Annotated in this window: 21 protein-coding genes, 1 tRNA gene, 1 pseudogene and 1 riboswitch; of the genes and pseudogenes, 15 read left to right on the top strand and 8 right to left on the bottom strand. The window is 68.8% G+C overall.

Translation table 11 applies throughout. The features are described 5' to 3' along the window. Positions 1–17: 17 nt before the first annotated feature. Positions 18–1229: a globin domain-containing protein gene (locus ACFVKT_RS19955; protein ID WP_385733243.1), complete on the bottom strand. Its 1212-nt coding sequence runs from the start codon at positions 1227–1229 to the stop codon at positions 18–20. A 196-nt stretch (positions 1230–1425) separates the two neighbouring features. After that, positions 1426–2682 (bottom strand): cytochrome P450, encoded by a 1257-nt coding sequence (locus ACFVKT_RS19950; RefSeq protein ID WP_385733241.1) that lies wholly within the window; start codon positions 2680–2682, stop codon positions 1426–1428. A 308-nt stretch (positions 2683–2990) separates the two neighbouring features. Here ACFVKT_RS19950 and ACFVKT_RS19945 point away from each other — a divergent pair, with 308 nt between their 5' ends. From ACFVKT_RS19945 to ACFVKT_RS19900, 10 genes are all read left to right on the top strand, one after another. Then, a complete protein-coding gene (locus tag ACFVKT_RS19945) occupies positions 2991–3362 on the top strand; it encodes a hypothetical protein (protein ID WP_385733239.1) in 372 nt (123 codons plus the stop codon). Between the two features lie 15 nt (positions 3363–3377). Next, positions 3378–3617 carry a hypothetical protein gene (locus tag ACFVKT_RS19940; protein ID WP_385733237.1) on the top strand — a complete coding sequence of 80 codons (240 nt, stop codon included), beginning with the start codon at positions 3378–3380 and terminating at the stop codon, positions 3615–3617. Between the two features lie 550 nt (positions 3618–4167). After that, positions 4168–5040, top strand: coding sequence for a transglycosylase family protein (locus tag ACFVKT_RS19935; protein WP_385733235.1), 873 nt, complete (start codon positions 4168–4170; stop codon positions 5038–5040). Positions 5041–5235: 195 nt separating this feature from the next. Beyond that, positions 5236–5400, top strand: a riboswitch (cyclic di-AMP (ydaO/yuaA leader). A gap of 5 nt (positions 5401–5405) precedes the next feature. Continuing rightward, the gene (locus ACFVKT_RS19930; RefSeq protein ID WP_385733233.1) at positions 5406–6098 is read left to right on the top strand and encodes a transglycosylase family protein; all 693 of its coding nucleotides are present in this window, start codon (positions 5406–5408) and stop codon (positions 6096–6098) included. A gap of 413 nt (positions 6099–6511) precedes the next feature. Next, complete coding sequence (gene eno, locus ACFVKT_RS19925; RefSeq protein ID WP_385733232.1) at positions 6512–7807, top strand: phosphopyruvate hydratase; 1296 nt, start codon at positions 6512–6514, stop codon at positions 7805–7807. Positions 7808–7931: 124 nt separating this feature from the next. Next, positions 7932–8408 (top strand): septum formation initiator family protein, encoded by a 477-nt coding sequence (locus ACFVKT_RS19920; protein ID WP_385733230.1) that lies wholly within the window; start codon positions 7932–7934, stop codon positions 8406–8408. A gap of 132 nt (positions 8409–8540) precedes the next feature. Further along, a complete protein-coding gene (locus ACFVKT_RS19915) occupies positions 8541–9113 on the top strand; it encodes a DUF501 domain-containing protein (protein WP_385733228.1) in 573 nt (190 codons plus the stop codon). Further along, positions 9110–10051: an exopolyphosphatase gene (locus ACFVKT_RS19910; RefSeq protein ID WP_385733226.1), complete on the top strand. Its 942-nt coding sequence runs from the start codon at positions 9110–9112 to the stop codon at positions 10049–10051. The genes ACFVKT_RS19915 and ACFVKT_RS19910 overlap by 4 nt, the downstream gene beginning before the upstream one ends. 429 nt (positions 10052–10480) lie before the next feature. Beyond that, a complete protein-coding gene (locus ACFVKT_RS19905; RefSeq protein ID WP_385733224.1) occupies positions 10481–11881 on the top strand; it encodes an NAD(P)/FAD-dependent oxidoreductase in 1401 nt (466 codons plus the stop codon). Positions 11882–12139: 258 nt separating this feature from the next. After that, entirely contained in the window at positions 12140–13429 is a 1290-nt protein-coding gene (locus ACFVKT_RS19900; protein ID WP_385733222.1) for a class I SAM-dependent methyltransferase, read from the top strand. A 67-nt stretch (positions 13430–13496) separates the two neighbouring features. On the opposite strand, the gene ACFVKT_RS19895 is transcribed toward ACFVKT_RS19900, so the two are convergent. Next, on the bottom strand, positions 13497–16025 hold the full coding sequence (locus ACFVKT_RS19895; RefSeq protein ID WP_385733220.1) for an ABC transporter permease: 2529 nt from the start codon (positions 16023–16025) through the stop codon (positions 13497–13499). 215 nt (positions 16026–16240) lie between these two features. Then, positions 16241–17017: an ABC transporter ATP-binding protein gene (locus ACFVKT_RS19890; RefSeq protein WP_385734182.1), complete on the bottom strand. Its 777-nt coding sequence runs from the start codon at positions 17015–17017 to the stop codon at positions 16241–16243. 410 nt (positions 17018–17427) lie between these two features. Here ACFVKT_RS19890 and ACFVKT_RS19885 point away from each other — a divergent pair. The 3 genes from ACFVKT_RS19885 (at position 17428) to ACFVKT_RS19875 (ending at position 20000) form a co-directional block, all read left to right on the top strand. Beyond that, positions 17428–17510 (top strand) — tRNA-Leu (locus ACFVKT_RS19885). Positions 17511–17733: 223 nt separating this feature from the next. Further along, positions 17734–18909 (top strand): 4-hydroxybenzoate 3-monooxygenase, encoded by a 1176-nt coding sequence (locus ACFVKT_RS19880; RefSeq protein ID WP_385733218.1) that lies wholly within the window; start codon positions 17734–17736, stop codon positions 18907–18909. A gap of 209 nt (positions 18910–19118) precedes the next feature. Beyond that, positions 19119–20000 carry a Bax inhibitor-1/YccA family protein gene (locus tag ACFVKT_RS19875; protein ID WP_385733216.1) on the top strand — a complete coding sequence of 294 codons (882 nt, stop codon included), beginning with the start codon at positions 19119–19121 and terminating at the stop codon, positions 19998–20000. A gap of 136 nt (positions 20001–20136) precedes the next feature. Here the strand turns inward: ACFVKT_RS19875 and ACFVKT_RS19870 are convergent, their stop codons facing one another. Continuing rightward, complete coding sequence (locus ACFVKT_RS19870; RefSeq protein WP_148008763.1) at positions 20137–20367, bottom strand: DUF4287 domain-containing protein; 231 nt, start codon at positions 20365–20367, stop codon at positions 20137–20139. Positions 20368–20471: 104 nt separating this feature from the next. Between ACFVKT_RS19870 and ACFVKT_RS19865 the strand changes: the two genes are divergently transcribed. After that, the gene (locus ACFVKT_RS19865; RefSeq protein WP_385733214.1) at positions 20472–20783 is read left to right on the top strand and encodes a hypothetical protein; all 312 of its coding nucleotides are present in this window, start codon (positions 20472–20474) and stop codon (positions 20781–20783) included. A 210-nt stretch (positions 20784–20993) separates the two neighbouring features. Here the strand turns inward: ACFVKT_RS19865 and ACFVKT_RS19860 are convergent, their stop codons facing one another. Beyond that, positions 20994–22031 carry an AraC family transcriptional regulator gene (locus ACFVKT_RS19860; protein WP_385733212.1) on the bottom strand — a complete coding sequence of 346 codons (1038 nt, stop codon included), beginning with the start codon at positions 22029–22031 and terminating at the stop codon, positions 20994–20996. 268 nt (positions 22032–22299) lie between these two features. Here ACFVKT_RS19860 and ACFVKT_RS19855 point away from each other — a divergent pair. Further along, positions 22300–22626 (top strand): annotated as a pseudogene (locus ACFVKT_RS19855) (ISAzo13 family transposase); the annotation flags it as partial. A 283-nt stretch (positions 22627–22909) separates the two neighbouring features. Here the strand turns inward: ACFVKT_RS19855 and ACFVKT_RS19850 are convergent. After that, positions 22910–23692: a hypothetical protein gene (locus ACFVKT_RS19850; protein ID WP_385733210.1), complete on the bottom strand. Its 783-nt coding sequence runs from the start codon at positions 23690–23692 to the stop codon at positions 22910–22912. Between the two features lie 284 nt (positions 23693–23976). Further along, entirely contained in the window at positions 23977–25197 is a 1221-nt protein-coding gene (locus ACFVKT_RS19845; RefSeq protein WP_385733208.1) for an acetyl-CoA C-acetyltransferase, read from the bottom strand. Positions 25198–25421 lie beyond the last annotated feature (224 nt).

Below are 25421 nucleotides of genomic sequence, written 5' to 3'. Positions count from 1 at the left end.
CCCACTCGGCCCCCGCGTCACGCACCCGGTGCGCGGCCCGCCGGGTTGTGCCAGCTCGGTTGCGGGCGTTCGAGCAGCCATTCCGCCGTGCCCAGCGGCCGGGTGCGGTCCTCGGCGGCCGGCGCCAGGACGTCGTGGTGGATCCGTTCGGCCGGAGTGCCAAGACCGGGAAGCTCGTCGCCGATCTCCTCGACGAGCCTGGGCGGACCGGCCAGATAGACCTCGTGCCGCTCCCAGCCCGCACGGTTGCCCAGCGCGGTCAGCAACCGCTCGGTCGCCTCCGCCTTGGGCCGGCCGGGCGCGGGGGTGATGAACGTGACGGAGAGCAGCGGGAGTCGGGCCTGAAGGCGTTCGACGGCGGACCGGTCGTACAGATAGGAGGTGTCCCGGGCGACGAGGAAGAGCCGGGCCTCGTGGGTGGCGTCGAGCTGCTGCAGCAGCGCTTTGACGGGCGCCCACCCCGTGCCGGCCGCGATGAACGTCAGCGGTCGCTCGACGGGCGTCCGCAGGGTCATCGCGCCGCCGGGTGCGCCGAGCCGCAGGATGTCCCCCTCCCGGGTCTGCCGGACCAGGGCGGTGGAGAGTACGCCGCCCTCGACCCGGCTGATGTGCAGGTCGAGGGTGTGGTCGGCGCGGGGCGCGTTGGCCGGTGAGTACGGCCGCCAGATGCCGGGCAGATGGGGGGCGTTGACGCTGACGTACTGGCCGGGGGAGAAGCGCAGCCGTCGGTCGGGCCGCAGGGTCAGTACGGCGAGATCGTCACCGTGCCGGGTCCTGGCCACGACTTCGGCGTCCCACCAGGGCGGTTCGCCCTCCTGCTGTGACTCCCAGGCGCCCTGGAGCATGACATTGGCGATCGCCCCGTATGCCTCGGCCCAGGCCTTCTCGACCTCCGCGTTCCACGCCGAACCCGCGACGAAGGTGAAGGCGGCGATCAGGCTCGCCCCCACGGCGGCGTAGTGGTCCGGCTCCGCCAGGTACTTCCGGTGATCCCGCCCCAACTCCCGCAGGTACCCCGGCAGCGCCGGATCCCCCAGCCGCTCCATCACATACGTCAGCGCCGCGAACAGCCGGTCCCGCTGCCGCTCCATGTCCTCCGGAAAGTCCAGCGGAAACAGCCCGCGTACGCCCGGGTTGTGCCGGAACAGATGCGAGTAGAAGTACTTGACCGCGAACTCGGCCCGTCTCTCGACGACCGCGAAGCTGGATCTGAGTATTTCGGGGTCCACTTCGCGACTGTAGGGACTTGTCGAGCCGCGAAGTCAAACAGCAGGTGATTTCCGGACAGCTAGGGGTGAAGGGGGTGAGAGGCCGAGAGAGGATCGCTGAGTACCGTTGGCTGAGGGCGCTCAGCCGAGCCTTCTGCCCCATGTGTACCGCTCCCGTACTTCTTTCGCTGCTCCGAGCCGGGCTGGTCAGCCGGCGTCAGGCAGCCGTGAACTCCACAGGAAGGTTCCGCAGCCCACGCATGATCAGGCCGCCACGCCAGCGCAAGTCCGCGGGATCGGCGGCAAGCTGAAGATCCGGCAGACGGCGCAGCAAGGTGGCCAGCGCGGTGCGGCCTTCGAGACGGGCGAGCGGTGCGCCGATGCAGTAGTGGATGCCATGTCCGTAGCCGAGGTGCTGGTTGTCCCGGCGGGAGAGATCGAGTGTGTCCGGCTCGTGGAAACGGGCCGGGTCACGGTCGGCGGCGGCGAGGACCACGAGCACGGGATCACCGGAAGCGATTCTCTGTCCGCCGATCGTGAGGGACTCGGTTGCGTAGCGCCAAGTAGCCAGCTCGACCGCGCCGTCGTAACGGAGTAGTTCCTCGATGCCTGTGTCGAGCAGTTCCTGGTCTCCACGCTCGATCGACTTCTGTAGTCGTGCCCGCTGTGCCGGATTGCGCAGCAGGGAGTACATACCGTTGCCGATTAGGTTCAATGTCGTTTCGAAACCTGCGAACAGTAGTACGAAGCACATGGCCGCTGCTTCGTTCTCCGTTAGGTGCTCGCCGTGGTCAGAGGCGCGGATGAGCCCGGAAATGAGGTCTTCGCCGGGGTCGGGGGTATCCGGGAGCGCCTCCCGTTTGCGCTGGATCAGCTCGGCGAGATAGCTGCGCATCTTCTTCACGGACCGCCCGACACCGCCCCTGGGTCCACCCCCGTGCCGGATCATCATCCCCGCCCAGTCCCGGAAGTCGTCCTGGTCCTCGCGGGGGACGCCGAGCAGGTCGCAGATGGCGTAGATGGGGAGGGGGAAGGCGAACTCGTGGATGAGGTCGGCGCTTCCTGTGTGCGCAAACTGATCGATGAGCTGGTCGGTCAACTCCTGGACCCTGGGCTCGAATTCGGCCACCCGGCGGGGTGTGAACGCCTTGGAGACGAGTCGGCGGAGCCGCGTGTGGTCCGGCGGGTCGATGTTGAGCAGATGGGTCATGAGGTTGGCGCTGCGCTCGCCGGGGATGCCCGTCTTGCTCTTGCCGTGGGCGTCTTCGGAATGGTGGGCGGGATTCTTTGACAGTCGCTGGTCGGCGAGCGCCTGCTTGGCGTCCGCGTACCGCGTGATCAGCCAGGCCTCCACCCCGCTGGGGAGCGTGGTTCGGTGCACGGGCGAATGCTCGCGGAGCCACGCGTAGGCAGGGTAGGGGTCGGTGGCGAACTCCCAGGTGAAGAGTTCGGGTTTGTTATGGGGGGCGTTCACGGGCTGACGGTACCGGGAGTCGCATCGCGTGGGTGAAGCCGCGGAACCGTGCAATTCCGCCTCAACTGCACCTTTCCCGCTGAGGGCACACCCTTGTCTCGTCGTTCCTGCGGCCGTCGTTGCCGAATACGCGCGCGTCTCCGCCCTCGATCTGCTCGACGACTTCGGAATCATGGGCCAGGACAACGTCTCCCCGCTGGTCGGCGGAGCCGGGGAATTTCGCACGCGCGTGCGGGGTGGTCGCGAGGGCGGGTGGCTGTGTGCGAAGTTCGCCCGTGTGTGCGGGACGCTGTCTAGGTTCGGGTGTTGTGAAGCTGGTGGTGCAGGTGAAGCTGTTGCCGTCGCCGGAGCAGGCGGCAGCACTGGAGGCGACCCTGCGTGCCTGCAACCGGGCAGCCGACCACGTCTCCCGGATCGCTTTCGAGACGGGTGTGAGAGACCGCAACGGGTTGCAGAAGCTGCTCTACGCGGACATCAAGGCGGCGTTCGGGCTGTCTGCGCAGCCCGCGGTGCGGGTGGTGAAGAAGGTCGTCGACGCCTATAGCGCGCTCGCGGCGAGTCCCAAAGCCGGGCGGCTGGGCAGCCCGGCATCGAAGCGGGACCGGAGGGCCACCGGCTCGCCGGTCGTCTTCCGGCCCGAGGCGGCGCAGCCGTTCGACGACCGGTGTCTGTCCTGGTAGATGGACACGCGCGCGGTGTCCATCTGGACGGTGGACGGGCAGATGCGCGGCATCGGCTACACCGGTTCAGCCGACCAGCTCAGAACGCTGGCCGAGTACCGCAAGGGCGAGTCCGATTTGGACTCCGACACCGTCGGAGTCGACGCGTACAAGCGGCCGACCCTGCCACGGCTCACAGTCACCGGTCGGTTCCGGGCCCGCCGGCTCGTCGAAGTCCGTAGTGCGGTCGCTGAGGACACGGGGACGCGGCGGTAGCCCAAACCCGGTGCCGGGTCTGCGGCCGGCTCATTCGTGACACTCCGTGGCCCGGCACATTTCACCGGCTTTGACGTACCCGGCCTCCCCGCGCCGGGGAGGCCGGAGCACCCGCCTCCCCGACCTCCAACTCGCAGGGGATTCCGCCGATTTGCGCTGGCGTGGCGGGCTCATTATGCGGGGATTGCGCACACTTCCGGTGGAGTTCACGGCTCCGCTCCGGTTGTCCGCCGGGCGGTCGCAGGGGATTTGACGGATCGCGAAAAGCTGACGATCCATCGCGGTCTCAAGGGACTTGACCGATCGCGAAAAGCTGACGGTCCATCAACATTGTGATCTTCACGTGATCTACGCTGCATCGACTTGTGACAAGCGTTCGGGTGCGGATACGTTCGACGAACAGCGCGGATCATGCGTCGCAGGCGTCGTCTGACGTCGCCGTATGTCGCTGTAGTCACCTGCTGTCACATGAAAGGGCTTCCGCATGCTCTCCGGGAACGGCCGCCATCGTCGACCCCGTCAGGCCCCGGCTCTCATCGTCGCGGCAGGAGTGACCGGATCGGCCATCGCGATCCCGTTGCTCGGTGCCACGAGCGCGAGCGCGGCCGACACCACCACTTGGGACCGCGTCGCGGAGTGCGAGACGGGTGCCTCCTGGAGCCAGAACGCCGGCGACGGCTACTACGGCGGGCTGCATGTGACCGAGTGGGACTGGGAGAACTACGGCGGCCTCGAATACGCCCCGAGTGCCGACCAGGCCAGCCGCTCGCAGCAGATAGCCGTCGCCGAGAAGATCCTGGACGGCCGGGGGCTCGTCGCCTGGCCCACCTGCGGACCCCTCTCCGGGCTCAGCAAGGACTCCGCCTCGGTGGAGGTCGACACGGGCGTGGCGGACGACTTGTCGCCCGACGCGTCCGCTTCCGCCGACCCGTCCGAATCGTCCACCCCCTCTCCGGCCGCTTCGCCCTCCGCGGACGCGACCGAGACCGCCGCAGACGCCACAGACTCCACGAAGTCCGCCACCCCGGACGCGGCAGCGAGTGCGGACGCGAGCACCGGCTCAACTGCCGCGAACAGTGATGAATCGGATAAGTCCGCCCAGACTGACGAGTCTTCGAGTGCGCCCGAGGATGAGGCGACCAGTGCAGGGCGTCACCGCGGTGACACCGCCACCGAGGGTGCGACCGACGGCCGTACGGACGACGCCACTTCCGGGCGGCACGCCTCGCGTGACTCCGACGCGGCTCGCTCCGTCGTGGACGGCGCGTACGTCGTCCGTGCCGGCGACAGTCTCTCGCTCATCGCCGACGCCCTTGGCCTCGACGGCGGATGGACCGAGCTCTATGCCGAGAACAAGGAGACGGTCGGCGCCGACGCGAACCTCATCCTGCCCGGTCAGAGCCTTGCAGTTGGTGCTGAATAGGGCGAAATGCAGCGGGAGTTCACGTCATGGTTCGCCATGGAATGTCCAGTTTGGCGAGAATGAGAGATGGATCTCAGACCCCTTGATCGTCTTTGATATTCCGCCGATCGCCTGCCTACGGTCGTGACCGCTCGCCACAGTGAGCCCCGACGGTCGCAACGCCGAATCCTGCCAGCGGCCGTACGGGAACAGTCGTCGCGTCAAGCGCCGTAGGCAGGAGCGGGGGACCCAAGGTAAGCGCTGCGCCCGGTAGTTGACCGGGAGCGGCTTGGGGTGAAGACGTGCACCGCAAGGTGCGCGACCGGGCACTCACCCGCCCGAACCCGACAGCTCACCTCGTAGGCGTCGGTGAGGGGATCTACTTCATGCTGCGTTCGTGCAAGGGCAAGCACCGTCGCCCGTCCAAGGCCACCCGTATCGTCGCCCTCGCCGGAGTGACCGGCGTCGCCGTCGCCGCCCCGCTGATGGCCGCCGGTACCGCCTCCGCCGCCACCACCTCCGAGTGGGACGCCGTCGCCCAGTGCGAGTCCGGTGGCAACTGGTCCATCAACACGGGCAACGGCTACTACGGCGGCCTGCAGTTCTCCGCCTCCACCTGGTCCGCGTACGGCGGCAGCTCGTACGCCTCCACCGCCGACCAGGCCTCCAAGTCCCAGCAGATATCCGTCGCCGAGAAGGTTCTCGCCGCGCAGGGCAAGGGTGCCTGGCCGACCTGTGGCACGGGCCTGTCGAACGCCGCGAACGACTCCGGCAGCACCACCCCGTCGCAGCCGAGCACACAGAGCAAGCCGAGCACGCCGAGCGCGAAGACCGACGAGCAGCGCGCCTCGCGTTCCTCGGAGCGGGAGACCGCCAAGAAGGAGACCGTCGAGACCCCGACCGGTAAGACGGTCAAGAAGGGCGACGGCGAGTACAAGGTGAAGAAGGACGACACCCTCAGCGCGATCGCCGAGGCGAAGAACGTCAAGGGTGGCTGGCAGAAGCTGTTCGAGCTGAACAAGGACATCATCGACGACGCGGACTTCATCTACCCGGGTCAGCAGCTCCACCTGAGCTGACGGCGGCTCCACCTCGGCCGGCAGCAGTTCCACCTGAGCTGACGGCCCGGATCGACGGCCGACGGCGGTCGGCCGGCCACTGACAGCCGCTTCGCAGTTGAACCACAGCCCGCTCCTATACGTGGTCTCCATACTGAAGGCCTCGTGTGGGTCACCCCCGTCCCCCACGGGCCCCCCGCTCCGGTGCGTGTTCCCCCGTACGCACCGGGGCGGGGTTTTTCATTTCCCGCGCCGGCCCATCCGTCGTCGTCGCCACCCCTCTTTCATCACCTTTTTGTTCCGTTCGGGAACAATATTTGCCCTCAGTTCTGCACAAGAGGGGGTAGACCGGCTGGCCGATCCCCCGGAGCCGGTTAGGCTCATCCCGCGGGGCTGCCACAGTCCCGCGTAGCCGCGTCACATTCCTGAAGGAGATGCTCGTGCCGTCCATCGACGTCGTCGTAGCCCGGGAAATCCTCGACTCGCGAGGCAACCCCACCGTCGAGGTCGAGGTCGGCCTCGATGACGGCAGCACCGGTCGTGCCGCCGTCCCGTCCGGCGCCTCCACGGGTGCCTTCGAAGCCATCGAGCTGCGCGACGGTGACCCCAACCGCTACGGCGGCAAGGGTGTCGAGAAGGCCGTCCTCGCCGTCATCGAGCAGATCGGCCCGGAGCTCGTCGGTTACGACGCCACCGAGCAGCGCCTGATCGACCAGGCGATGTTCGACCTGGACGCCACCGACAACAAGGGTTCGCTCGGCGCCAACGCCATCCTCGGCGTCTCCCTCGCCGTCGCCCACGCCGCCTCCGAGGCCAGCGACCTGCCCCTCTTCCGCTACCTGGGCGGCCCGAACGCGCACCTGCTGCCCGTTCCGATGATGAACATCCTGAACGGCGGGTCGCACGCCGACTCGAACGTCGACATCCAGGAGTTCATGATCGCCCCGATCGGCGCGGAGTCCTTCTCCGAGGCGCTGCGCTGGGGCGCCGAGGTCTACCACACCCTCAAGAAGGTGCTGAAGACCAAGGGCCTGTCCACCGGCCTCGGCGACGAGGGCGGCTTCGCCCCGAACCTGGAGTCCAACCGCGCCGCGCTCGACCTCATCATCGAGGCCATCAAGCAGGCCGGTTACATCCCCGGCGAGCAGATCGGGCTCGCGCTCGACGTCGCCGCGTCCGAGTTCTACAAGGACGGCAAGTACGAGTTCGAGGGCAAGTCCCGCTCGGCCGCCGAGATGACCGAGTACTACGAGGAGCTCGTCTCCGCGTACCCGCTGGTCTCCATCGAGGACCCGCTGTACGAGGACGACTGGGCGGGCTGGAAGGTCATCACCGACAAGCTGGGCGACAAGGTCCAGATCGTCGGCGACGACCTCTTCGTCACCAACCCGGAGCGCCTGGCCCGCGGCATCGAGGAGGGCTCCGCGAACGCCCTGCTCGTCAAGGTCAACCAGATCGGCTCGCTGACCGAGACCCTGGACGCCGTCGAGATGGCCCAGCGCAACGGCTTCAAGTGCATGATGTCCCACCGCTCCGGCGAGACCGAGGACGTCACCATCGCCGACCTCGCCGTCGCGGTGAACTGCGGCCAGATCAAGACCGGCGCCCCGGCCCGCTCGGACCGCGTCGCCAAGTACAACCAGCTGCTGCGCATCGAGGAGATCCTCGACGACGCCGCGGTGTACGCCGGCCGCAGCGCGTTCCCCCGGTTTCGCTCTGCGAACCAGTAAGCACAGCAAGGGCTGAGCCCGGGCTTCGTAGGAAGCGTCGTACGTACGTCCCCGTACTCGGTCCCGTACCGTGTGCGGGGACGTACGCACGTGCAGGCAGGGACGGATCGGGGAGGCGGGACTCATGGCCGTGAAGGACCGGGACCGGTTCTCCACCGCGACCAGGATCAAGCTGCTCGGCGAGCAGACGGCGGCCCGGGTCTACCGCTCCCAGACCAAGCGCCAGGCCCGCCGTTCGCGGCTCACCGGGCGAGCGGCGCTCCTCGCCCTTGTCCTGTGCTCGCTGGTGGTGGCCCTCGCGTACCCGATAAGGCAGTACGTGTCCCAGCGCGCCGAGGTCTCCGACCTGGTGCGGCAGCGGGAGCAGGCCCGCGAGCGGGTCGAGCAGCTGCGTGACCTCAAGGCGCGCTGGCAGGACGACGCGTACGCGGAGCAGCAGATCCGGGACCGGCTGCACTATGTGATGCCGGGGGAGACCGGCTACATCGTGATCGACCCGGACGCGGCGAAGCAGTCCCGCGTCGACCAGGGGGCGGCCGACCGTCCCTGGTACTCGAACGTGTGGGACGGCGTGGACAGGGCCGACGCCGCCGGCCGCTGAAGGAACCGGTCGACCGGTTCACCGGCGGACCGCTCGCGCGATCGGCTGACTGGAATCCGTGGACCGGCTGTTTTGAACCTTTGACTGACCGATTGACTGACTGACTGACCAGAAAGACATGTGACTCACGGCATGGAAACGCCACCGCCGCCCACCCCGCGCACCGAGCCGACCGACGCGGACGTCGAGGCCTTCAAGCAGCAGCTGGGGCGACCGCCGCGCGGGTTGCGCGCGATCGCGCACCGCTGTCCCTGCGGTCAGCCGGACGTGGTGGAGACGGCGCCCCGGCTTCCCGACGGGACGCCGTTCCCGACGACGTACTACCTCACGTGCCCGCGTGCCGCCTCCGCGATCGGCACGCTGGAGGCCAACGGGGTCATGAAGGAGATGACGGACCGTCTGGGGAGCGATCCCGAGCTGGCGGCCGCTTATCGCGCCGCTCACGAGGACTACATCGCCCGGCGTGACTCCATCGAGGTCCTGGAGGGTTTCCCCAGCGCGGGCGGCATGCCGGACCGGGTGAAGTGTCTCCATGTCCTGGTGGGCCACTCGCTGGCGGCCGGTCCTGGGGTGAACCCGCTGGGCGACGAGGCCATCGCGATGCTGCCGGAGTGGTGGCGCAAGGGGGCCTGCGTGACGTCGGCCGGGGACACGCAGCAGCCCGGCGCCGGGGCGTCCCTCGCCGAAGAGGAGGCCGCCAAGTGACCCGTGTCGCCGCTGTCGACTGCGGTACGAACTCCATCCGCCTGCTGGTCGCCGACGCGGACCCGGCGACGGGGGAACTCCTCGACCTGGACCGGCGTATGACGATCGTCCGGCTCGGCCAGGGCGTCGACCGGACCGGGCGGCTCGCCCCCGAGGCGCTGGAGCGCACCTTCGCCGCCTGCCGCGAGTACGCGGCGGCCATCAAGGAGCACGGCGCCCAGCGGGTGCGGTTCGTGGCGACCTCGGCCTCCCGTGACGCCGAGAACCGGGACGACTTCGTACGAGGGGTGCTGGACATCCTGGGTGTCGAGCCCGAGGTGATCACCGGTGACCGGGAGGCGGAGTTCTCCTTCACCGGCGCGACCAAGGAGCTGACCGGCCGGGACGACCTCGCCAGGCCGTATCTGGTCGTGGACATCGGCGGCGGGTCCACGGAGCTCGTCGTGGGCGAGGAGCAGGTGCGGGCCGCGTCATCCGTCGACATCGGCTGTGTACGGATGACCGAGCGCCACCTCGTGCACGACGGCAAGGTCAGTGACCCGCCGACGCCCGCCGAGGTCGAGGCGATCCGTGCCGACATCGAGGCGGCCCTGGACCTTGCCGAGCGGACCGTGCCGCTGCGTGAGGCGCGCACCCTGGTCGGTCTTGCGGGCTCGGTCACCACGGTCTCGGCGATCGCGCAGAACCTTCCCGCGTACGACTCGGCCGCCATCCACCACTCCCGGGTCTCCTACGACCGGGTCCGCGAGATCACCGAGTCCCTGCTGACCTCGACGCACGCCGAACGCGCCGCGATCCCCTCGATGCATCCGGGCCGCGTCGACGTCATCGCCGCCGGTGCCCTCGTCCTGCTCTCGATCATGGAACGGATCGGCGCGGCGGAGGTCGTGGTCAGCGAGCACGACATCCTCGACGGGATCGCCTGGTCGATCGCGTAGCCGTGTACGCGACCTCTCCTGAGCCGGTCGAAGAACGTATGAGCGCACTTGAGGGGGCTGGGAAACGCCTTCGCGACACGCCGCCGGAAAAGTTCGTGAAGTTCTTCACAAGGAAAAGGGCCCTGTTGGACGAGGATTTCGTTCCTCTGGCCCTTCCGGGCGGCTCACCAGGCGGGGAGGGGTGCTCACGGGAGCGTTCGGGGCGTGTTTCGGGCGTGTGAAACGGGGCTTGCTCCGGCCCGTTCGCGGGACCCTCGCGGAGGCGGATGGGCAGCTCACGCGGTGTTGACAACGGTCCGAACCGCCCGCTGGTTCCTTCGTGACGACATGACCTCGGTCACGTGGGCCGCGCAGTGTAGCAGAGGGTCCGGCCATGCTTGTGAAGGGGCTCACGAGCGACCCCCCTGGGGCAGGTGGATACTCGATGGCATGAGCACCACGGAGCGTCCCAGGATCCTCGTAGTAGGCGGTGGGTACGTAGGCCTGTACGCAGCTCGGCGCATCCTCAAGAAGATGCGCTACGGAGAGGCGACCGTCACGGTCGTCGACCCCCGGTCGTACATGACCTACCAGCCCTTCCTCCCCGAAGCCGCCGCCGGCAGCATCTCCCCCCGGCATGTCGTCGTCCCGTTGCGACGCGTGCTCCCCAAGGCGGAGGTCCTCACCGGTCGGGTGACCACCATCGATCAGGACCGCAAGGTCGCGACGATCGCCCCCCTCGTGGGTGAGGCGTACGAGCTGCCTTTCGACTACCTCGTCATCGCGATGGGCGCGGTCTCGCGCACCTTCCCGATCCCCGGCCTCGCCGAGCAGGGCATCGGTATGAAGGGCATCGAAGAGGCCATCGGCCTGCGCAACCACGTCCTGGAGCAGCTCGACAAGGCTGACTCGACCACGGACGAGGAGGTCCGCCGCAAGGCGCTCACCTTCGTCTTCGTCGGCGGCGGCTTCGCGGGTGCGGAGACCATCGGCGAGGTCGAGGACATGGCCCGCGACGCGGCGAAGTACTACACCAGCGTGTCCCGTGAGGACATGCGCTTCGTCCTCGTCGACGCGGCGGACAAGATCCTTCCCGAGGTGGGCCCCAAGCTCGGCCTGTACGGCAAGGAGCACCTGGAGAGCCGGGGCGTGGAGATCTACCTCTCCACCTCCATGGACTCCTGCGTCGACGGCCACGTCGTGCTCAAGAACGGCCTCGAGGTCGACTCCAGCACCATCGTCTGGACGGCCGGCGTCAAGCCGAACCCCGTCCTCTCCCGCTTCGGTCTGCCGCTCGGCCCGCGCGGTCACGTGGACACCCAGACCACGCTCCAGGTGCAGGGCACGGACTACATCTGGGCGGCGGGCGACAACGCCCAGGTGCCGGACGTCGCCGCCCGCAAGGCCGGTGTCGAGAACGCCTGGTGCCCGCCGAACGCGCAGCACGCGCTGCGCCAGGCGAAGGTGCTCGGCGACAACGTGATCTCCGGTATGCGGGGCTTCCCGCAGAAGGAGTACGCGCACGCCAACAAGGGTGCGGTGGCCGGCCTCGGCCTCCACAAGGGCGTTGCGATGATCGTCATGGGCAAGGTGAAGATCAAGGTCAAGGGCCGTCTCGCCTGGTACATGCACCGCGGCTACCACGGTCTCGCCATGCCGACGTGGAACCGTAAGATCCGCGTCTTCGCGGACTGGACGCTCGCGATGTTCCTCAAGCGTGAGGTCGTCTCGCTCGGTGCCATGGAGACTCCTCGCGAGGAGTTCTACGAGGCAGCGAAGCCGGCGCCGGCCCGTGCGGCCGCAGCTCCGGCAGCGCCCGCCAAGACCGAGGAGAAGGCCAAGGCCTCCTGACCTCGGGTCACACGCCAGGTCACCTCCGGTCACCGAACGCCCCGAAGGGGCCTCCCGCCATCCGTGGTGCGGGAGGCCCCTTCGGCGTTTCCGCACCCGCCGTACCGGCGATAAAAGCACCGCCCCTCCGACGCCAGAAGCATGGTCTCTGCACCTGTTTTGCGAAGCCGTAACGCGGAAGGGGGACTGCGCGAAGAGCATGTTGGTGTTTACGTGGATGTTGGAGCGTTCGGGAATGTCGTCACGGAGGTGTGCGCCATGCAGGACGCCGCGCTGCGGCTGAAGAGCCTTGTCGAACAGTTGCTGGGAGCCCCGCTCCCGCTGCGCATCCGCGCCTGGGACGGCTCGGAGGCAGGGCCGCCCGCCGCCCCCGTACTCGTCGTACGGAATCGACGGGCTGTACGCCGGCTGCTGTGGAAGCCGGGAGAACTGGGTCTCGCGAGAGCGTGGGTCGCCGGGGACCTCGGTGTGGAGGGCGACCTCTACACCGCCCTCGGCCTGATGTCCGGGCTCCTGTGGGAGCGGGGGGAGGACGCGAGGGGGTCGGCGGAGGCCCTGCGGGACCCCGAGGTGCGGGCCGCGGTGCGCGGCCTGGTGAAGCTGGTCGGGCCGCTGCCGCCCGCCCCGCCCGGGGAGGAGGTGCGCAGGCGCCGGCATCTGCACACCAAGCGCAGCGACCGGCGGGCCATCAGCCACCACTACGACGTGGGGAACGACTTCTACGAGATCGTCCTCGGCCCGTCGATGGTCTACTCGTGCGCCTACTGGGAGTCCGGGGACGCCACCCTCGAGGACGCCCAGCGCGACAAGCTCGACCTCATCGCCCGCAAGCTGGACCTGAAGGCGGGCCAGCGGCTCCTCGACGTCGGCTGCGGCTGGGGTTCCATGGCCATCCACGCCGCCCGTGAGTACGGCGTCGGCGTGGTCGGCGTGACGCTCTCGCAGGAGCAGGCCGCGTATGCCCGTAAGCGGGTCGCGGACGAGGGGCTGACCGACCGGGTGGAGATCCGGGTGCAGGACTACCGGGACGTCACGGACGGGCCGTTCGACGCCATCTCCTCGATCGGCATGGCCGAACACGTGGGCGCCGAGCGGTACTTGGAGTACGCCGAGGTGCTGCACCGGCTGCTGCGGCCCGGTGGGCGGCTGCTCAACCACCAGATCGCGCGGCCGCCGCGCCGGGACGAATCGGCGTACCACGTCGACGAGTTCATCGACGCGTACGTCTTCCCGGACGGCGAACTCGCGCCTGTCGGGACGACGGTGACCCAGTTGGAGCGGGCCGGCTTCGAGGTCCGCGACATCGAGTCGATCCGCGAGCACTACGCCCTCACCCTGCGCCGCTGGGTCGCCAACCTGGAAGCGCAGTGGGGGCGTGCCGTGCGGCTCACCAGCCCCGGCCGGGCCCGCGTCTGGCGGCTGTACATGGCCGCCTCGGCACTCGCCTTCGAGCGCAACCGCATCGGCGTCAACCAGGTGCTGGCGGTCAGGACACCACAGGCTTCGGGGGCATCGGGGATGCCGCTGCGGGCCCGTACCTGGAACTGACTTTCCCCGTAAGCAAGTTGGGGCCCTGTCCGGCAGTCAGCCGGACAGGGCCCCAACGTGTGGACCACTACTCGGACTTGATGGCCGACAGCATGTTCAGGCGAGCCGCCCGCCGCGCCGGCCACAGTGCGGCCAGTACGCCGACCGTCGCCGCGAGGAGCAGGAAGAGGCCCATCCTGGCCCAGGGGAGGACCAGTTCGTACGTCGCCATGGTGCTGCCGAGCAGTTCACCGGCGGCCCAGCCGAAGAACACGCCCAGGCCGATGCCCAGCACGCCGCCGAAGAGCGAGATGACCAGGGACTCAAGACGGACCATCCGCTTGATGCCCTTGCGGTCGAGGCCGATCGCGCGGAGCATCCCGATCTCCTGCGAGCGCTCGAAGACCGACATGGCCAGGGTGTTGATGACACCGAGGACGGCGACGATGACCGCCATCGCGAGCAGGCCGTAGAGCATGTTCAGCATCAGGGTGAAGATGCTCGCGATGCCGTCGGAGATGTCCTTCTTGTCCTGGACCTGGATGGCCGGGTTGTCCCCGAGGGCCTTCTCGATCTTGTCCTTCGTGGCGTCCGACGCGCCGCTCGCCGTCTTCAGCATGACCTGCATGTCGAAGGCGTCCGTGGTGTGCGGGGTGAGCGTCGCGTTGTCGAGCATGATCCCGGAGATCATCTCGTTGCCCTGGTAGACGCCGGCCACCGTGAGCTGCTGCTTCCTGCCGTCCTCGTAGGAGACGGTGAACGTCGAACCGGCCTTCCAGTCGTGCGACTCGGCGGTGCGGTCGTCGACCACGACCTGTGTGCCGCCGACCTTGAACGAGCCCTCGTCCAGGGTGAGTTCGGTGAGCTTGGCGATGGAAGCGCCGTTGACGCCCGTCAGGTACTCGGTCTGCTGGTCGATGCGCGAGGGTGAGTTGCGCAGTGAGCTGGTGTCCGTGACCCCGTCGAGGCCGGCGAGCGTCTTCTCGACGTCCGGCGAGAGGGAGCGGCCGTTCGCCATCGAGACGACGTAGTCCGCCTTGATCGCCGAGCTGGCCATCTTGTCGATCGACTTCTGCAGGCTGCCCGCCATCACCGTCATCCCGGTGATCAGGGTCAGGCCGATCATCAGGGCCGAGGCGGTCGCGGCGGTGCGGCGCGGGTTGCGCACCGAGTTCTGCCGGGCGAGCTTGCCGGAGACCCCGAAGATACGGAGCACCGGGGCGGCGGCCGCGATCAGCGGGCGGGACAGCAGCGGCGTGAGGATGAAGACGCCGAGGATGAGCAGGACCGCGCCGAGACCCATCGGGGCCTGGCCGTCCGAGCCGCTCATGGTCGTCGCGAACAGCACGACGGCGACGCCCGCCCCCGCGAAGAGGGCGCCGATCGTGTTCCGCAGGACCAGCGACTTCGTGGTCGCCTGCGCGTGCACGCTGCTCATCGCGGCGACCGGCGGGATCTTCGCCGCACGGCGGCCCGGCAGCCAGGCGGCGAGCATCGTGATGAGGATGCCGACGATCAGGGCGGTGACGACGGTGCCGGGCGAGATCACCAGCGGGCCGTCCGGTACGGGCGCGCCGAGCGTGCCGATGAGGGAGCGCATCCCGGCGCCGATGCCGATGCCCGCGACCAGACCCGAGACCGCGGCGACCGCGCCGACGAAGAACGCCTCGACGAGCACGGACCGGGTGACCTGCCTGCGGGAGGCGCCGACGGCGCGCAGCAGCGCGAGTTCCTTGGTGCGCTGGGCGACCAGCATGGTGAAGGTGTTGGCGATGATGAACGTACCGACGAACAGCGCGATGCCGGCGAAGACCAGCAGGCCTGTCTTCATGCCGCTCATCGCCGAGGCGATCTGCTCGGCCTGGTCGGCGGCGGCCTTCTCACCGGTCGTGGTGGAGGCGACGTCCTTCGGTACGACCTTGTCGAGCTGGTTCTGCAGGGCGGTCTGGCTGGTGCCGGCCGCGGCCTTCACATCGATCTCGTCGTAGGTGCCGACCGAGTCGAAGAGCTTCTGCGCGGTGGCCGTGTCGAAGAGGGCCAGGCTGCCGCCGGCCGCGACATTGCCGTCGTCGGTGGTGAAGATGCCGGTGATGGTGGGCGTGAGGACGGGCCCGTCGACGGACAGCCGTACGGTGTCGCCGACCTTGTACCCGGCCCGCTTCGCGGTCTCGGAGTCGATCGCGACCTCGTTCGGGCCGCGCGGGGCGCTGCCGCCGGTCAGCGGATACCGGGGGTCCTTGTCCTCCCAGTAGTTCCCGCCGCGGGACTGGAAGCCGCTGCCGACGAGCTTGCCGTCCTTGTCGGCGATGGCGGTGAAGCCGTTGACGACACCTATCGCTGAGGCGGCACCGGGGACGTCGGCGGCCTTGTCGAGCAGCGGCTGCGTGAGCTTCTGCTCCTTGCCGACCGTGTCGCCTGTGTCGTCCTGGAACTCCGGCTCGATGACGACGTCGACCTGGTCGAAGCCCTTGGCCGAGCTCTTCTGGTAGGCGTCCGAGATGGTGTTGGTGAAGACCAGGGTGCCGGACACGAACGCCACGCCGAGCATCACGGCGAGCACGGTCATCAGGAGCCTGGCCTTGTGCGCGAGTACGTTGCGCAAGGCGGTGCGGAACATGGGGTTGTCTCAGTCCAGGGAGGTAGGAGGTCTGCGGGGCGGCGCGACGGGTGCGCGGCGGTTTCCCAAGGGCGGCGCGACTGGAGCTCGGCCTTGTCTCAAGGGCGGCGCGGCCGGCGCCCGGCCTTGTCTCAGGGCGGCGCGACTGACGCTCGCCTTGGTGGGCGTGCGGGCGGGCGAGCGGCCTGGTGGGCGTGCGGGCGGGTGAGCGGGCGTCAGCTCGTGCGGCCCTTCGCGTCGAACTGCTTCATCCGGTCGAGGACGGCGTCCGCGGTCGGCTTGAGCACCTCGTCGACGATCCGGCCGTCGGCCAGGAAGATGACGCGGTCGGCGTACGCGGCGGCCACCGGGTCGTGGGTGACCATGACGACGGTCTGCCCCAACTCCCGTACGGAGTTGCGCAGGAAGCCCAGTACCTCCGCGCCGGCGCGGGAGTCGAGGTTTCCGGTGGGCTCGTCGCCGAAGATGATGTCGGGCCGGGAGGCGAGGGCGCGGGCGACGGCGACGCGCTGCTGCTGGCCGCCGGAGAGCTGGGAGGGCCGGTGGCTGAGGCGGTCGGCGAGGCCGATCATCTCGATGACCGTGTTCAGCCACTCCTTGTCGGGCTTGCGGCCCGCGATGTCCATCGGGAGGGTGATGTTCTCCAGGGCGGTCAGGGTCGGCAGCAGGTTGAACGCCTGGAAGATGAAGCCGATCTTGTCCCGGCGCAACTTGGTGAGCTGCTTGTCCTTGAGGGAGCCGAGCTCCGTCTCGCCGATGCGCACCGAGCCGGAGGAGAACGAGTCCAGTCCCGCCACACAGTGCATCAGCGTGGACTTGCCCGATCCAGAGGGGCCCATGATCGCGGTGAACTCGGCCTGCCGGAAGTCGACGGTGACCTGGTCGAGGGCGACCACCTGGGTTTCGCCCTGTCCGTAGACCTTGGAGAGTTCCGTGGCACGGGCGGCCACCGTGGTGGCCCGGTCGGGGTCGGCGGTGCGAGTGGCGGTCACGGGAGTGGTGGTCACGGGAGGGTGCTCCTGTCGGGACGACGACGACGAATTCCGGGGACGTGTGTCCATCGTCCCGGCCCTTTCGGGCCGTGTAGTCACCCGCTGTTCCGGTTCCGGGGGGCGACTTCGGTCGCACCGGGAGTGGCCGTGTCATACCTAGGGATGAGGGCCGTCCCTGAGAGGCCGGTGACGGGCGCTGTGCGGGCCGCATGTTCGGACGGTGAAATTCCGTCATTCCGTATGCGCCGCCGGAAGTCACCCGAAACGCTATCTGGCATGTGCGGATGGCCCGTACCGGGTACTGATGGACCCTCAGACATCAATAAAATAAGACAACATCGGTCCGCCTGACCGAAGTTCAGGGGGTGAGCCCCGATAGGCTCGGAACCTCGACGCGGAGCCCATGGCCTGCCCGGATGGTGGAATGCAGACACGGCGAGCTTAAACCTCGCTGCCCCTCGCGGGCGTACCGGTTCAAGTCCGGTTCCGGGCACCTCCCGCACTTTTGTGACACAGGCGCGGGTCTCGACTCGACGGGGTGAGGAGTTCCCCCCGGTCGCCGTACAGCCTTTGATCGAGTCTGTTGACAGAGGACGTACCCAGTCGGAAACTCAGTTGCAGAGAATGGTGAAGGAAACTTCACTAGACGAACTTCACTAGACGAACGTGACTGAACGCGAACGTGACTGAACTGAGGAACGCGAAGGGGCGTGCCGATGCGTACCACCGTCGGGATCATCGGGGCCGGGCCGGCCGGGCTGTTGCTGGCGCGGCTGCTGCACAACGCGGGGATCGAGTCCGTGGTCCTGGAGAGCCGGGACCGGGCTTACGTGGAGCATCGGCAGCGGGCCGGGATCCTGGAGCAGGGGACCGTCGACGTGCTGCGGGCCGCGGGTGCCGGGGAGCGGATGGACCGGGAAGGGCTGCGGCACGACGGGATCGAGCTGCGGTTCCAGGGCAGGCGGCATCGCGTCGACTTCCCCGGGCTCACCGGAGGCAGCTCCGTGATGGTGTACGCGCAGACCGAGGTCTGCAAGGACCTCATCGCCCTCCAGCTGAAGGAGGGCGGGCCGCTGCTCTTCGAGGCCGAGGCGCTGGAGGGTGAGGGCGTCGAGGGGGACCGGCCGCGGATCCGGTTCACGCACGAGGGGCGGGAGGACGTGCTCGAGTGTGACTACGTGGTGGGGTGTGACGGATTCTGGGGGATCGCGCGGAACGCCGTGCCCGCCGGGCTCTCCCGCGTCTTCGAGCGGACGTACCCCTTCGGCTGGCTCGGGATCCTCGCCGATGTCCCGCCCTCGCACGACGAGCTCGTCTACGCCCGCCACGACCGCGGCTTCGCCCTGCTGAGCATGCGCTCGCCCACCGTCTCCCGCCTCTACCTCCAGGTGCCCGAGGGTACGGACGCCGAGGCCTGGGGCGACGAGGAGATCTGGGACGAGCTGGAGCGGCGCTTCGAGACCGAGGACGGCTGGGAGCTGAGGCGAGGACCCATCACCGCCAAGTCCGTCACCCCGATGCGCAGCTACGTCCACGAGCCGATGCGGCACGGGCGGCTCTTCCTCGCCGGTGACGCCGCGCACATCGTGCCGCCCACCGGCGCCAAGGGCCTCAACCTCGCGGTCGGCGACGTCGTCACCTTCGCCCGCGCCCTGGTCCGGCTCCGCGACACCGGATCGGCCGAACTGCTCGACAGCTACTCGGAGACCTGCCTGCGCCGGGTCTGGCAGGCCGAGCGGTTCTCGTACGACATGACGACCATGCTGCACCGCGCCCCCGACGCGTCCCCCTTCGAGGACCGGCTCCAGCTCGCCCGCCTGGAGCGGGTCGTCGGCTCACGGGCGGCCGAGACCGACCTCGCGGACGGGTACACCGGGTTTCCACTGGACTGACCCCGGGCGTTCGCTCCGATCATCGGCGGGTCTCGGCCGGGTCCCAGGTCGGTCATGGATTGGGTGCTCCTTCGCAGGGAATGAGGCCAGCACGTAGCGTGTTCGGCATCACGACAAGGGAAAGATCCTCCCCAAGCACTAGGCTCTTTCCTTTGCCTACCTATTACTCTTGAGCCCAACGCCACGCACCGTGGCCATGGAGGAGTGAAATGAGGAGCAGCAACCCGGTCTTCTCGCGACGGGGGTTCAGCCGCGACAACGGCTACGCGGGATTCAACGCGGCGCCGCAGGCCGGGGGACCCGCTGTCGGCACGCAGGCCAACCCGTACGCCCAGCAGGGCGGCAACCCCTACGCGCAGAACCCTTACGCGCAGCAGGACCTGCAGCACGGCGCTCCGCCGCAGGCTCCGGTCACCGCCGGCCGTATGACGATGGACGACGTCGTCATGCGCTCGGGTATGACGCTCGGCACCGTCGCCGTCGGCGCCATCCTGGCCTGGGCGGTCCTGCCGGTCACCAGCAGCAGCTTCGGGCTCGCCATCGGCTCCGCCCTCATCGCCTTCGTCCTGGCGATGGTGCAGTCGTTCAAGCGCAAGGCCTCGCCCGCGCTGATCCTCGGTTACGCCGCCTTCGAGGGCGTCTTCCTCGGGGTCATCAGCGAGATGTACAACAGCCAGTGGTCGGGCGCGCCCTTCCAGGCGGTGCTCGGCACCATGGCGGTGTCGGGCGCGACCCTGCTGATCTACAAGGCGGGCTGGATCCGCGTGACCGCGCGGTACGCGCGCATCGGCATGGCCATCGCCATCGCCTTCATCCTGGTCATGGCGGTCAACCTGCTGCTGGTCGCCTTCGGTGTCGCCGAGGACGGCGGACTGCGCAGCATGGGCCCGCTGGGCGCGATCGTCGGCATCATCGCGATCATCCTGGGCGCGTTCTTCCTGACCCTCGACTTCAAGCAGATCGAGGACGGCATCGCGTACGGCGCGCCGCGCGAGGAGTCCTGGCTGGCCGCGTTCGGCCTGACCATGTCCATCGTGTGGATCTACGTCGAGATGCTGCGGCTGGTCGCCATCTTCAGCGGCAACGACTAGCCGGTAGCGGCATTGACCAGCCGGGCCGACCGGTAGCAGCCGGTCGTCAGTGACTGAAGGGCCCGCGAACCCACCGGTTCGCGGGCCCTTTGTCATGCCTTGTCATGCGGATGCCTGTCGTCTCGGTGGTGCGCGCTCAGAGCAGTTTGCGCGCGGCCCTCCTCAGGTCGTACTCGTGAATGATCGCCTTGGCATGGCCGTACGCGAGGTCGTGCTCGGCGCGGAGCCAGCTGACCTTCTCCTCGAAGCGGAAGAGTGCGGGGCCTTCGTCGACGGTGCGCAGCCAGTCGGAGATCTCACGACCGGTGCAATGGGGGATGCGGGCGAGCAGGTTGCGATGGGTCTCCTGGGAGAACACTTGGGACATCGGCGCCTCCGGACGCAATGGGGATGTAAGCCGGTCCTTCACGCCACCGTGCCTGAGGGTTGAGTTGTTGGCAACAGTCCTGCTGCGGCGCGTACGCTCGCCGCGTGCTTGATACGACGCCTTTGACCCGTGCCGTGGATCACTTCGCCGACCGGTTGCGGGCCGCGCCGCAGAGCCGGCTCCAGCGGGGCGCTGCCGCCGAGGCGCTGGGTCTGGCCAGGGAGTTGGCCCTGCGGGCCCAGCGTGTGGAGGACCCTTCCGGAGATCCTCGTGAGATGCCCGACGCGGGGATGTTCGCCGCCGCCGACCAAATCACGGTCGCCGCACATGATTTGGCGCTCGTACTGAAAGACGAGCGGGAGCTCGCGGAAGCGGTGGGGCTTGTCGCGGAGGCGCAGAAACGCGCCGGAGTCTGATCGCCTCCGGCGCGTCGGGAGTTCGTACGGCCCGTAGCTCCTGGAGCGACGCCATGACCGGGACTGTCGATGAATCGGATGCAGCGCGGCTCAGGGGCATCGAGCGCCGGCGCGCGCGGCGCGAGGACGTCGAGAGACCGCACCGGCTCTGCCACCGCTGCCACGAGCTGGTCAACAGCAACACCTGGGAGGGGTACGGGTCGGATCCGGTCAGGCGGACTGCAGGGTCTGGGAGGGGGTTTCCCCGAAGCGGGCCCGGTAGCGCTGTGCGAACCGGCCCAGGTGCGCGAACCCCCACCGGTAGGCCACCTCCGTGACCGTGACCGTCCCCGGAGCCGAGACTTTCAGATGCTCCCGCACCCGCTGCAGCCGCACCTCGTGGACGTACGTCATCGGGCTCATGCCCAGGTTCCTGCGGAACGCCTCCTGCAGGGTGCGCACACTGACCTGGCCGATGGCGGCGAGCCGGGCGGCGTCGTAGGGCTCGGCCGGCCGCTCGCGCACCGCGTCCATCACCCGCTTTACCGCCACCGGCCGCATGTTCGGCGGTGGTGCCTCCAACGCCTCCCGGTACTGGTGGTCGCCCGCCAGCAATAGGCCCTCCATCAGGGTCTGCTCGATCCGGCCGACGAACATCGGCTGCTGCAGCAGGCCGTGAGGCACGCTCCGGTCCAGCAGGCACCACGACAGCAGGTTCACCCAGCTGCGTCCGAGACCGCTGCCGGCATCGATGACCGGCGCGAAGACCGGGCGGCGGTGGACGGGACGGCCCAGCAGCGTCTCCAACTGCCGCACCAGCGCCACCGTCTCGAACCTCACCGTGAGGCTGGAACCGCTGTCCGAATATTCGCCGAGGACGGCGTCGCCCGCGGGATCGCTGACCATCGCGCGGCCGAGACCGGCGTAAAAGGTTGGTCCCCGGCCTTGCCGCACGCCGTAGGAGCCGCTGACCGGCACCGACACGTTGTAGGCGCCCAGCTCGCCGAGCCGCGCCTTGATCGGGGTGTTGAGGCTGACCCTGCCGATGGTCACCTGACCCAGCCCGACGACGGCGACGTCCATGGTGAAGTCTTCGGCCTTCCCCAGCACTTCCATACGGAAGTCGTGGAATCTGCTGCCGAGAATCGCCTGGGCTTCGTCCACTCCGTGGATGACGAAGCTGCCGTCTCCGGTCGTGTGTGCCTGTCCCTTCTCCACGTCTGCCCCCTCGTCGACACCAGGATGCCGCCGTCTGAGGGTGTCTGGCATGCGATGAGTTGGTTGTCGTGCACACCGATGTCCCTCGCGTGGCCGCGCCGCCAACCGGGCCCACCGGAATGGACCCGCCGGCGAGATCACTGTCACCCCGAACCGAAAGTCTCAGGTGCAGGTGGGTGACTGGTGCCGCAGCAGGCACCGTTGGCCCTGTTGCGATGTGACGGACCGTCCGGAGGCTGTGCCGGGCGGCGTGTGCTCGACACCCTGTCCGAGTGGCAGAGCGAGCACGTGTCCGAGAGATCGACGATGACGAGGGACCGCGAGGCAACTGCTGGTCACCGCCGGCGGCGGCCGCTCCAACAGTTCCCGCGCCAGAGCATTGGAGGCCGGCCTCGCCGTGCCGCCACCGAGACCGGGCTGGAGATCACCGTGTGCCACCTGCCGCCGGGAACATCGAGGTGGAACCGGGCCGAGTGCCGCCTGTTCTCCTTCACCTCCGTGAACTGGCGCGCCCGCCCGCTGACCAGCTTCGACGTTGCGCTGAAGCTGATCGCTGCCACCAGCCACCACCACCGCGACCGGACTGCGCGTCACCGCCCGCCTCGACAGCGACTCCTGCCCCACCGGAGTCGAGATCCGCGATGCTCGACGTACCCCGAAACAGTGACCCCGCCACAGCAAACACACCACCGAGAACACACCACCGAGAACACACCACCGAGAACACACCACCGAGAACATCACCTGGGTCGCCGTCCCGGACGAGCGCGGCCTGCCCTGCTCACTGACCGCCCACCTCTTCCGCATCGGCGAAAACCGGAGGCGCATCCTGCCTCAGGCAGACCGGACCACTGCTCCAGTGGCACGAGCACCAGGCGAACCTCTCCTGACCGACACGCGCCACTAATTCACCGACGGTCATCCAGCGACTACAGCGACGCTATGACCCGGTCCGCCAGGATGTAGATGTTCTCGTCGCCGCAGGCGAACGTCAGCGCGTACGCGCCCGAGACGCCGGAGCCGCCGAGGAGAACCGGGGCGGCGCCCGCCTGGAGGGCCGCGGCGAGCTGCTCCGCGGTCTCGCGGTGGCCCGGCGTCATGCACAGGGTCGTACCGTCGGTGAAGACGTAGACGTCGAGGGTGCCGAGCGGGCCGGGGCGGACATCGGCCAGTTCCGTGCCGGACTCGGCGAGTTCCTCCAGGCAGGCCACCGTGCGCTCGTGGTCGTTCACGACGGGTGACTGCACCGGGATGAAGTCCGGGTGGGAGGGGTGCCGGCGGCGGGCCGCGGCGAGTTCGGGGGAGTCCCCGGCGAAGTCGTCGGCGTCCGGGCCGGGCTCGGGCACCGGCTCCAGGTACTCGAGGCCGACGAAGTCCGAGTGGCGAGGCAGGAACGGTTCGCTGTCGGGCAGGCCGAGCAGCGAGGGCAGATCGGAGGCGTCACGCGCCTCCTGGGCGGCCCAGAACGCCCGCGCCTCGGCAAGCTCCCGCTCCCGCTCCTCGGCGAGCGCCTCGGCCACGGCAGCGCGTATCTCGTCCGTGTCCGCGGCCGTGCGGGCGGCGGGCACGAGGCCTCGCGCGGCCGTGGCGCGGTTCGCGGCGAGTTCTGTGTGCAGGGCCGCGACCTGCCGGCGCAGTCCCTGAAGGGTGCGCAGAACGGCGACGCCCACGACCGCGGTGGCGGCCGTGGTGAGCAGCAAAGCAATCGGCATGGCGCTCACTGACGTACTCCCGGTTCAAAGTCGACCCCCGACTTCCTACATCAGCTTGAAGGGCGGACTATCCCGCTGTCAGTGCGTAACGTCACGAAAGGGACAGGACTTTGGGCCTGGTGTTTAGTCGCGCAACGGCTCTGACCTGCGTAAATCGCTCTCCGGAGGGAGATAGGTCACATCTTGGGGGGGATTGGATCACAAATCGGCCCAGAGTCCCTGCGGGTGCAGGGATCCGGGCCGTTTCGGTCACGCTGGGTTCAACTGCGGTTACTCGTACGGGACTAGCTGAGGCGCTCGATGACCATCGCCATGCCCTGGCCGCCGCCGACGCACATCGTCTCCAGGCCGAACTGCTTGTCGTGGAACTGGAGGCTGTTGATGAGCGTGCCGGTGATCCGGGCGCCGGTCATGCCGAAGGGGTGGCCGACGGCGATGGCGCCGCCGTTCACGTTCAGCTTGTCCAGCGGGATGTCCAGGTCGCGGTAGCTCGGGATCACCTGGGCGGCGAACGCCTCGTTGATCTCGAACAGGTCGATGTCGTCGACGGTCAGGCCGGCGCGCTTCAGGGCCTGCTTCGACGCCTCGACCGGGCCGAGGCCCATGATCTCGGGGGAGAGGCCGGTGACGCCGGTCGAGACGATGCGGGCGAGCGGGGTCAGGCCCAGCTCGCGGGCCTTCGTGTCGGACATGATCACCAGGGCGGCGGCGCCGTCGTTCAGCGGGCAGCAGTTGCCGGCGGTGACGAGTCCGTCCGGGCGGAAGACCGGCTTCAGCCCCTGGACGCCCTCCAGCGTCACGCCCGCGCGCGGGCCGTCGTCCTTGGCGACGACCGTGCCGTCCGGCGTCGTGACCGGGGTGATCTCCCGCTCCCAGAAGCCGTTCTTGATGGCTTCCTCGGCGAGGTTCTGCGAGCGGACGCCGAACTCGTCCATGTCCTGGCGGGTGACGCCCTTGAGGCGGGCCAGGTTCTCGGCGGTCTGGCCCATCGCGATGTACGCGTCCGGGACGAGGCCGTCCTCCCGGGGGTCGTGCCAGCTCGCGCCCTCGCTCTCGGCCACGGCGGCGGTACGGGCCAGCGCCTCGGCGAAGAAGGGGTTCTGGGTGTCGGGCAGGCCGTCGCTGGAGCCCTTGATGCTGCGCGACACCATCTCGACGCCCGCCGAGATGAAGACGTCGCCCTCGCCCGCCTTGATGGCGTGCAGGGCCATGCGGCTGGTCTGGAGCGACGAGGAACAGTAGCGGGTGATGGTGCAGCCCGGGAGGTGGTCCATGCCCATCTGTACGGCGACGATGCGGCCGAGGTTGTAGCCCTGCTCGCCGCCGGGGAGGCCGCAGCCGAGCATGAGGTCGTCGATGTCCTTCGGGTCAAGCTCGGGGACCTTGGCGAGGGCGGCCTCGATGATCGTGGCGGTCAGGTCGTCGGGGCGCACCTCCTTCAGGGAGCCCTTGAAGGCGCGGCCGATCGGGGAGCGGGTGGCTGAGACGATCACGGCTTCGGGCATCGACGGCTCCATTGGCGTACGGGGGGTGGGTAGTCGGGCATGGCTGCTTGCGAAGTTACCCGTACGTACCGTCGAGGTCACCGCTCCGGGCGTGTGACTCCGGCCGCACTTTTCTAAGCGCTTGCTTTCTTCGCCCCCTCCGCCCCTGCCCATTCCCGTCCCTTGGGGGCTCCGCCCCCAAACCCCCGCTCCTCAAACGCCGGAGGGGCTGAACCCCCTCAGCC

The organism is Streptomyces sp. NPDC127595, from assembly GCF_042671685.1.
GTDB lineage: Bacteria > Actinomycetota > Actinomycetes > Streptomycetales > Streptomycetaceae > Streptomyces.
Note: the sequence above shows the minus strand (reverse complement) of the source record. Positions and strands in the feature narration are given on the sequence as shown.

Coding starts and splice junctions, on each gene's coding strand:
- ACFVKT_RS19930 (WP_385733233.1), top strand. CDS start 5,406: ATGCTGCGTTCGTGCAAGGGCAAGCACCGTCGCCCGTCCAAGGCCACC.
- eno (WP_385733232.1), top strand. CDS start 6,512: ATGCTCGTGCCGTCCATCGACGTCGTCGTAGCCCGGGAAATCCTCGAC.
- ACFVKT_RS19920 (WP_385733230.1), top strand. CDS start 7,932: ATGGCCGTGAAGGACCGGGACCGGTTCTCCACCGCGACCAGGATCAAG.
- ACFVKT_RS19915 (WP_385733228.1), top strand. CDS start 8,541: ATGGAAACGCCACCGCCGCCCACCCCGCGCACCGAGCCGACCGACGCG.
- ACFVKT_RS19905 (WP_385733224.1), top strand. CDS start 10,481: ATGAGCACCACGGAGCGTCCCAGGATCCTCGTAGTAGGCGGTGGGTAC.
- ACFVKT_RS19900 (WP_385733222.1), top strand. CDS start 12,140: ATGCAGGACGCCGCGCTGCGGCTGAAGAGCCTTGTCGAACAGTTGCTG.
- ACFVKT_RS19895 (WP_385733220.1), bottom strand. CDS start 16,025: ATGTTCCGCACCGCCTTGCGCAACGTACTCGCGCACAAGGCCAGGCTC.
- ACFVKT_RS19880 (WP_385733218.1), top strand. CDS start 17,734: ATGCGTACCACCGTCGGGATCATCGGGGCCGGGCCGGCCGGGCTGTTG.
- ACFVKT_RS19875 (WP_385733216.1), top strand. CDS start 19,119: ATGAGGAGCAGCAACCCGGTCTTCTCGCGACGGGGGTTCAGCCGCGAC.
- ACFVKT_RS19870 (WP_148008763.1), bottom strand. CDS start 20,367: ATGTCCCAAGTGTTCTCCCAGGAGACCCATCGCAACCTGCTCGCCCGC.
- ACFVKT_RS19860 (WP_385733212.1), bottom strand. CDS start 22,031: ATGCCAGACACCCTCAGACGGCGGCATCCTGGTGTCGACGAGGGGGCA.
- ACFVKT_RS19850 (WP_385733210.1), bottom strand. CDS start 23,692: ATGCCGATTGCTTTGCTGCTCACCACGGCCGCCACCGCGGTCGTGGGC.
- ACFVKT_RS19845 (WP_385733208.1), bottom strand. CDS start 25,197: ATGCCCGAAGCCGTGATCGTCTCAGCCACCCGCTCCCCGATCGGCCGC.